Below are 7746 nucleotides of genomic sequence, written 5' to 3'. Positions count from 1 at the left end.
GGTATGCCCCCCCCCCCCCCCCCCCCCCCCCCCGCCGACAGTACCCCACAGGCCGGTGGCATTGGCCTGGCGGGCTGGCGCCCATGTAGAATTGCGGCCATTCAAGGAGAATCCCCATGAGTCGCATCAGCCTCACCCGCTACCTGGTCGAGGAGCAGCGCAAGCACAACACGATCGAGCCCGAACTGCGGCTCCTGATCGAAGTGGTGGCGCGCGCCTGCAAGGCCATTTCCAACTCCGTGAGCAAGGGCGCCCTCGCCGGCATCCTCGGCTCGGCCGGCACCGGCAACGTGCAAGGCGAGACCCAGCAAAAGCTGGATGTGATCGCCAACGAAGTCCTGCTCGACGCCAATGAATGGGGCGGCCACCTCGCCGCCATGGCGTCCGAGGAAATGGACAGTTTTTACGAGATCCCGAACCGCTATCCCAAGGGCGAATACCTGCTGCTGTTCGACCCGCTCGACGGCTCGTCCAACATCGACGTGAACGTGTCGATCGGCACCATCTTCTCGGTGCTGCACATGCCCAAGCCGGGCCAGACCGTCACTGAAGCCGACTTCATGCAGGCCGGCAGCCGCCAGGTCGCCGCCGGCTACGCCGTGTACGGCCCGCAGACCACGCTGGTGCTGACCGTTGGCAACGGCGTGCACATGTTCACGCTGGACCGCGAGGCCGGCAGCTTCGTGCTGACGCAGTCGGACGTGATGATCCCGGAAGACACCAAGGAATTCGCGATCAACATGTCCAACATGCGCCACTGGGCCCCGCCCGTGCGTCGCTATATCGACGAATGCCTGGCCGGCGACGAAGGCCCGCGCGGCAAGAACTTCAACATGCGCTGGATCGCCTCGATGGTGGCCGACGTGCACCGCATCCTCACGCGCGGCGGCATCTTCATGTACCCGTGGGACAAGCGCGAACCGGAGAAACCCGGCAAGCTGCGCCTGATGTATGAAGCCAACCCCATGGCCATGCTGATCGAGCAGGCCGGCGGCGCGGCCACCAATGGCCATGAGCGCATTCTCGACATCCAGCCGGAAAAGCTGCACCAGCGCGTGTCGGTGATCCTCGGCTCGAAGAACGAAGTGGAACGCGCAACCCGCTACCACCAGGAAGAGAAAGCGGCCGGCTGATCGCTGGCGGCTTCATCGACGAAAAAGGGACGCCGCGGCGTCCCTTTCTCTATTGCGTCTATCGCGCCCGTGCGGCAACGTTGAGCGGCGGCCAGGGCGTAGCGGACGCGCCCAGTACCGGCTTCGTCGACAATGCGTAGGCGCCGTTCTCGGTGAAGGCCCAGAGGATATTGCGGTCGTACTCGGTGTAGATCGCGAATACGCCTTTGCCGGCGCGGCCCGCGAGGCGCGCCGGCGGTAAACCTCAATATAGCGGCACCGGTGCCCACCCTATAATCGGCGCATGGTCTTCCGCCCCACCAGGCGGTCAAAGCAATGTGCCTCATGTCCAGCCGTCCCACCGTTACCTTGAGCGACGTGATGCTGCGCCGCCTCAAGCTCAAGCCCCTGTTGATCTTCGATCGCGTGCTGCAGTCCGGCTCCATCGTGCGGGCAGCGCGTGAGCTGAGCCTGACCCAGCCCGCCGTCACCAAGGCGATCCAGGAGCTGGAAGAAGACCTCGAAGTCCCCCTGTTCGAGCGCACCAACCGCGGCGTGGTGCCGACCAGCTACGGCCTGCTGCTGGGCGAGCGCGTGAAGTCGGTCATCGCCGAGCTGCGCTACCTCACCGACGAGCTCAACAGCTTCCGCTCGGGCGACACCGGCAACGTCATCGTCGGCACGCTGATCTCCGCCTCGGCCCGGCTGCTGCCGCGCACCATCGCGCTGATGAAAACGCGCCGCCCCGGCATCCTGGTGACGGTGCGCGAAGCCCCCACCGACCGTCTCTTCCCCGCCCTTGCCACCGGCGAGCTCGATCTGGTCATCGGCCGCCTGCCGGAGAGCGATCTGCCGCTCGCCCGCATGTTCGCGCTCACGCACACCGCGCTGTACGACACCGCGATGTGCGTGGTGGTGGCACGCGACAACCCGCTGGCGATCAGCGCCGGCCTGCGCCTGGCCGAACTGGCCGCGCATCCGTGGATCCTCCCGCTGAACGAATCTCCCGCGCGCCTGGCCGCCGAGCGCCTGTTCCTCGACGCCGGCCTGCAGGTGCCCGCCAACCTGGTGGAGTCGCTCTCGCTGCTGACCAATATCGGCCTGATGCAGGATCTCGGCGCCATCGGCCTGATGGCGCGCGACGTGGCCGATCATTTCGTGCGCCTCGGGCTGCTGGCCATCCTTGACCTGGGCGATATCGGGCGCTTTGGCACCATCGGCTATTCGGTGCGCACGGACCGCGCGCCGGCACCCGCCGCCGCGCATTTCATCGCCTGCCTGCGCGAAGCCGCCGCACTGCCGCCAGAGCGCTGAGCACTCCGAAGCCGGCCACCCTGGCCCCTTCCAGACATGCCATTTTGGAATACCAGGGGCCGTCTTCTTCATTATGCAAGGCCGGGGGGCGCTCCATATACTGGTCCTCGCTGCGCACCCTTCCCCCACCCCGCGCAGCACGGAGACCAACCCGTGCCCAAGCAAAACATTCCACTCATCCGGCACTACATCGACGGCGAGTTCGTCGCCAGCGCCGGCACTTTTCCCGACACCTGCCCGGTGGACGGCCACCTTGTCGCCAACGTGTGCGAAGCCGATGCGGCGCTCGTGGACCGCGCCGTGCAAGCCGCGCGGCGCGCGCTGCAAGGCCCCTGGGGACAACTCGACGTACAACAGCGCGCGGCGCTGCTGCACCGCATCGCCGACGGCATCGAAGCCCGCTTCGACGCGTTCGTGGCCGCCGAGGTGGAAGACACCGGCCGCCCCGAGCACCAGGCCCGCACGCTGGACGTAGCGCGCGCCGTCGCCAACTTTCGCACCTTCGCCGACCTCGCCAAGACCGCCGGCAACGAACTGTACGAGACGCCCACGGCGGATGGCGCGGGCGCGCTCAACTACACGGTGCGCAAGCCCGTGGGCGTGGTCGGCATCATCTCGCCGTGGAACCTGCCGCTGCTGCTGCTGACCTGGAAGGTCGCGCCCGCGCTCGCGTGCGGCAACACCGTGGTGGCCAAGCCATCGGAAGAGACCCCGGCCTCGGCCGCGCTGCTGGCCGAGGTCATCCACCAGGCCGGCGTGCCGCACGGCGTGTTCAACCTGCTGCACGGCTTCGGCGGCGGCTCCACCGGCGAGTTCCTCACCCGCCACGACGGCATCGACGCCATCACGTTCACGGGCGAGTCCAGGACCGGCAGCACCATCATGCGTGCGGTGGCCGACGGCGTGAAGGAAATCTCCTTCGAGCTCGGCGGCAAGAACGCCGCGGTTGTGTTCGCCGACGCCGATTTCGACGCCGCGGTGGCGGGCGTGCTGCGCTCGTCCTTTACCAACGCCGGCCAGGTTTGCCTGTGCTCCGAGCGCGTATTTGTCGAGCGGCCGATCTTCGATGCCTTCGTGGCGGCGCTCAAGGCGCGCACGCAGGCGCTCAAGCTCGGCTACCCCGGCGACGATGGCGTGGACATGGGCCCGTTGATCTCGCGCGGCCACCGCGACAAGGTGGAGTCGTATTTCCGCCTCGCGGTGGAAGAAGGCGCCACCGTGGTCTGCGGCGGCAAGGTGCCGGTGTTCGGCGATGCGCGCGACGAAGGCGCGTACGTGATGCCCACCATCTGGACCGGCCTGCCGGACAGCGCACGCTGCGTCACCGAGGAGATCTTCGGCCCGGTCTGCCATATCGCGCCGTTCGACAGCGAAGACGAAGTCGTCGCCCGCGTCAACGACAGCGCCTACGGCCTGGCCTGCGCGCTGTGGACCACCAACCTGACACGCGCCCACCGCGTAGCGCGCCAGGTGCGCGTGGGCCTGACCTGGGTCAACACCTGGTACCTGCGCGACCTGCGCACGCCCTTCGGCGGCGTCGGCCTCTCGGGCCTGGGCCGCGAAGGTGGACGCCACTCGCTCGACTTCTACTCGGAAGTGGCGAACATCTGCATCAAGCTCTGAGCCATGACAACCATGACAAACGAGACCCAACAACCCTCCAACGCCGACGCCGCCATCCGCGCCGCCGCCGACCTGCTGTGGCAGGCGCATGCCGGGCATGCGCCCTGCGCGCCGGTGCGCACGCTCATCGGCGAAACCGATCCGCAGGCCGCCTATCAGGTGCAGGAGATCAACACGCAGCGCTGGCTCGCCGCAGGCCGCCGCCTGGTGGGCCGCAAGATCGGCCTGACCTCGCGCGCCGTGCAACAGCAGCTGGGCGTGGGCGAGCCGGATTTCGGCATGCTGTTCGCCGACATGGCCGTGGCCGAGGGCGAGGAGATCGACCTGCGCCGCGTGCTGCAGCCCAAGATCGAAGCCGAGATCGCGCTGGTGCTGGCGCATCCGCTTGCGCATGAGCGCCACACCATCGCCGACCTGATCCGCGCCACCGCCTACGCCTTGCCCGCTGCGGAGATCGTCGGCAGCCGCGTGGCCAACTGGGATATCCGCCTGGCCGACACGATTGCCGACAACGCATCCAGCGGCCTGTTCGCGCTCGGCTCGCGCCCCGTCAAGCTGGCGGACCTGGACCTCATCGGCTGCGGCATGGTGATGGAGCGCCGCGGCGAACAGGTCTCGCTCGGCACCGGCGCCGCCTGCCTGGGCAATCCGTTGCACGCCGCATTGTGGCTGGCCGACACCATGGTGCGCGTGGGCCGTCCGCTGCAGGCCGGCGACATCGTCATGACCGGCGCGCTGGGCCCGATGGTGCCGGTTGCCGCCGGCGACGCCTTCGACCTGGAGATCGAAGGGCTGGGACGCCTGTCCACGCGCTTCGCCCCGGCCAACAAGGAGCCATCCGCATGAGCATGAACATGAGCATAAGCAAGCCATCCCGGACGCGCCTGCGCGCAGCCATCATCGGCTCCGGCAATATCGGCACCGACCTGATGATCAAGATCCTGCGCCACGGCCAGCACCTGGAAGTCGGCGCCATGGTCGGCATCGACGCCGCCTCCGACGGCCTCGCCCGCGCGCAGCGCCTCGGCGTGCCCACCACGCATGAAGGCATCGAGGGGCTGCTTGGCATGCCCGGCTTCGCGGACATCCGCGTGGCCTTCGATGCCACCTCGGCCGGCGCCCATATGCATCACAACGCCGTGCTGCAGAAGCACGGCATCCAGGTGATCGACCTCACCCCGGCGGCTATCGGCCCCTATGTGGTGCCGGTGGTCAACCTGGACGCCCACCTCAATGCGCCCAACCTCAATATGGTCACCTGCGGCGGGCAGGCGACGATCCCCATCGTGCGTGCCGTATCGCAAGTGGCGCCGGTGAGCTACGCCGAAATCGTCGCGTCCATCGCCAGCCGCTCGGCCGGCCCGGGCACGCGCGCCAATATCGACGAGTTCACCGAAACCACCTCCAATGCGATCGTGGAAGTGGGCGGCGCCGCGCACGGCAAGGCCATCATCGTGCTGAACCCGGCGGAGCCGCCGCTGCTGATGCGCGACACGGTGTTCTGCCTGACCGCGGCCGATGCCGACCAGGACGCCATCCGCGCCTCGGTCGAGCGCATGGTGGCGCAGGTGGCCGCCTATGTGCCCGGCTACCGGCTCAAGCAGCGAGTCCAGTTCGAGCGCATCGACCCAGCGCGCCCGCTCACGCTGCCGGGCATCGGCCGCCTGGCCGGCCTCAAGGTCTCGGTGTTCCTGGAGGTGGAAGGCGCCGCGCACTACCTGCCCGCCTACGCCGGCAATCTCGACATCATGACGTCCGCCGCGCTGGCCGCCGCCGAGCGCGTGGCCGGGCACAAGCTGGCGCGCGCGCAAGGAGCAACGCAATGACCGCAGCACCACATCCCGCAGGCAAGACCATGAAGAAAGTCCATGTGTCGGACGTGACGCTGCGCGACGGCATGCACGCCATCCGCCACCAATACAGCCTGCCGCAAGCCGTGGCCATCGCCCGCGCGCTGGACGCGGCACGCGTGGACAGCATCGAGGTGGCCCACGGCGACGGCCTCAACGGCTCGAGCTTCAATTACGGCTTTGGCGCGCACACCGATCTCGAATGGATCGCCGCGGTGGCGGCGGAACTCAAGCACGCACGCGTGGCCACGCTGCTGCTGCCCGGCATCGGCACCATCCACGACCTGCGCGCCGCCTACGACGCCGGCGCGCGCACCGTGCGCATCGCCACCCACTGCACCGAGGCCGACATCTCGCGCCAGCACATCGAGTACGCGCGCAAGCTCGGCATGGATACCGTGGGCTTTCTGATGATGTCGCACATGACCACGCCGGCGGCGCTGGCGCAGCAAGCCAGGCTGATGGAATCCTACGGCGCGCAGTGCGTGTACGTGGTGGACTCCGGCGGCGCGCTGTCGATGCGCGACGTGGCCGAGCGCTTCGATGCGTTCAAGCAAGTGCTAGATCCCGCCACCGAGACCGGCATGCACGCCCACCACAACCTGTCGCTGGGCGTGGCCAATTCCATGGTGGCGCTGGAGCATGGCTGCGACCGCGTGGATGCCTCGCTCGCCGGCATGGGCGCGGGTGCGGGCAACGCACCGCTGGAGGTCTTCATCGCGGCGATCGACCGCGCGGGCATTGCGCACGGCACTGATCTCTACGCGCTGATGGACGCCGCGGACGACCTGGTTCGCCCGCTGCAGGACCGCCCCGTGCGCGTCGACCGCGAAACACTGGCGCTTGGCTATGCTGGCGTGTACTCCAGCTTCCTGCGCCACGCCGAGGCTGCCTCCGCGCGCTACGGCATTGCCACCGTCGACATCCTGGTCGAGCTCGGACGCCGCCGCATGGTCGGCGGACAGGAGGACATGATCGTGGACGTGGCGCTGGACCTGTTGCGCCAGCGCGATCCGGCCACCAATCCCACCGCCCCCACCAACAACCCGATCGCGAGTGCCGCATGATTGCCGATCAGATTACCCAGTACGCCACGCGCCTCGACGACGCCGCGCGCCAGCGTGAAGCCATCGACCCGCTGGGTGGCGCCACACCATTTTCCATCGATGACGCCTACGCCATTCAGGCCGGCGCCATCGCGCTGCGCCACGCGCGCGGCGAGCGACCGATCGGCATCAAGCTCGGCTTCACCAGCCGCGCCAAGATGGTCCAGATGGGCGTGGACAGCCTGATCTGGGGCCAGCTCACCGATGCCATGTTGTGCGAGGAAGGCGCCGCGCTCGCGCTCGACGCCTTTATCCATCCGCGCATCGAGCCCGAGGTGTGCTTCCTGACATCGCGCGACATCGCTGGCCCGCTCACCTTGCTCGATGCCGGCGGCTACATCGAGGCGGTGGCCCCAGCCATGGAGATCATCGACTCGCGCTATCGCAACTTCAAGTTCTCGCTGGCCGACGTGATCGCCGACAACTGCTCGTCCGCCGCGCTGGTGGTGGGGCCGTGGTCGCGCCCGGACAGCGCGCTGGCCAACCGCGGCGTGCAGCTCGAGATCGACGGCCGCCCGGCGCAGCTGGGCACCACCGCGGCCATCCTAGGCAACCCGCTGCGCGCGCTGGTGCAGGCCTCGCAACTGCTGGCGCGGGCCGGCATGGTGCTGCCGGCCGGCTCGCTGATCATGGCCGGCGCTGCCACCGCGGCCGAGCCGCTGCGTCCCGGCTGCCACGTGCGCACCCGCGTGAGCGGGCTGGGGCAAGTCGAACTGAGCACACGCTGACAACCGGAGACCA

General features: G+C 68.5%; 7 protein-coding genes. All 7 read left to right on the top strand.

What is annotated here, in order from left to right:
• Positions 1-116: 116 nt before the first annotated feature.
• The 7 genes from AC1Q7Q_RS00950 to AC1Q7Q_RS00920 all read left to right on the top strand — a co-directional run bounded on the left by AC1Q7Q_RS00950 (position 117) and on the right by AC1Q7Q_RS00920 (position 7733).
• Positions 117-1133 carry a class 1 fructose-bisphosphatase gene (locus AC1Q7Q_RS00950; RefSeq protein ID WP_416047949.1) on the top strand — a complete coding sequence of 339 codons (1017 nt, stop codon included), beginning with the start codon at positions 117-119 and terminating at the stop codon, positions 1131-1133.
• 324 nt (positions 1134-1457) lie between these two features.
• On the top strand, positions 1458-2426 hold the full coding sequence (locus tag AC1Q7Q_RS00945) for a LysR substrate-binding domain-containing protein (protein ID WP_492374102.1): 969 nt from the start codon (positions 1458-1460) through the stop codon (positions 2424-2426).
• Between the two features lie 153 nt (positions 2427-2579).
• The gene (locus AC1Q7Q_RS00940; protein ID WP_492374101.1) at positions 2580-4049 is read left to right on the top strand and encodes a 2-hydroxymuconic semialdehyde dehydrogenase; all 1470 of its coding nucleotides are present in this window, start codon (positions 2580-2582) and stop codon (positions 4047-4049) included.
• Positions 4050-4061: 12 nt separating this feature from the next.
• Positions 4062-4895 carry a 2-keto-4-pentenoate hydratase gene (locus AC1Q7Q_RS00935; RefSeq protein ID WP_492374100.1) on the top strand — a complete coding sequence of 278 codons (834 nt, stop codon included), beginning with the start codon at positions 4062-4064 and terminating at the stop codon, positions 4893-4895.
• 8 nt (positions 4896-4903) lie between these two features.
• Positions 4904-5875, top strand: coding sequence for an acetaldehyde dehydrogenase (acetylating) (locus AC1Q7Q_RS00930; RefSeq protein WP_492374099.1), 972 nt, complete (start codon positions 4904-4906; stop codon positions 5873-5875).
• Complete coding sequence (gene dmpG / locus AC1Q7Q_RS00925; protein WP_492374098.1) at positions 5872-6966, top strand: 4-hydroxy-2-oxovalerate aldolase; 1095 nt, start codon at positions 5872-5874, stop codon at positions 6964-6966. The genes AC1Q7Q_RS00930 and dmpG overlap by 4 nt, the downstream gene beginning before the upstream one ends.
• Complete coding sequence (locus AC1Q7Q_RS00920; protein ID WP_492374097.1) at positions 6963-7733, top strand: 2-keto-4-pentenoate hydratase; 771 nt, start codon at positions 6963-6965, stop codon at positions 7731-7733. Before dmpG ends, AC1Q7Q_RS00920 begins: the two co-directional genes overlap by 4 nt.
• Positions 7734-7746 lie beyond the last annotated feature (13 nt).

This window comes from Cupriavidus sp. GW823-FHT07A04 (assembly GCF_058794615.1).
Note: the sequence above shows the minus strand (reverse complement) of the source record. Positions and strands in the feature narration are given on the sequence as shown.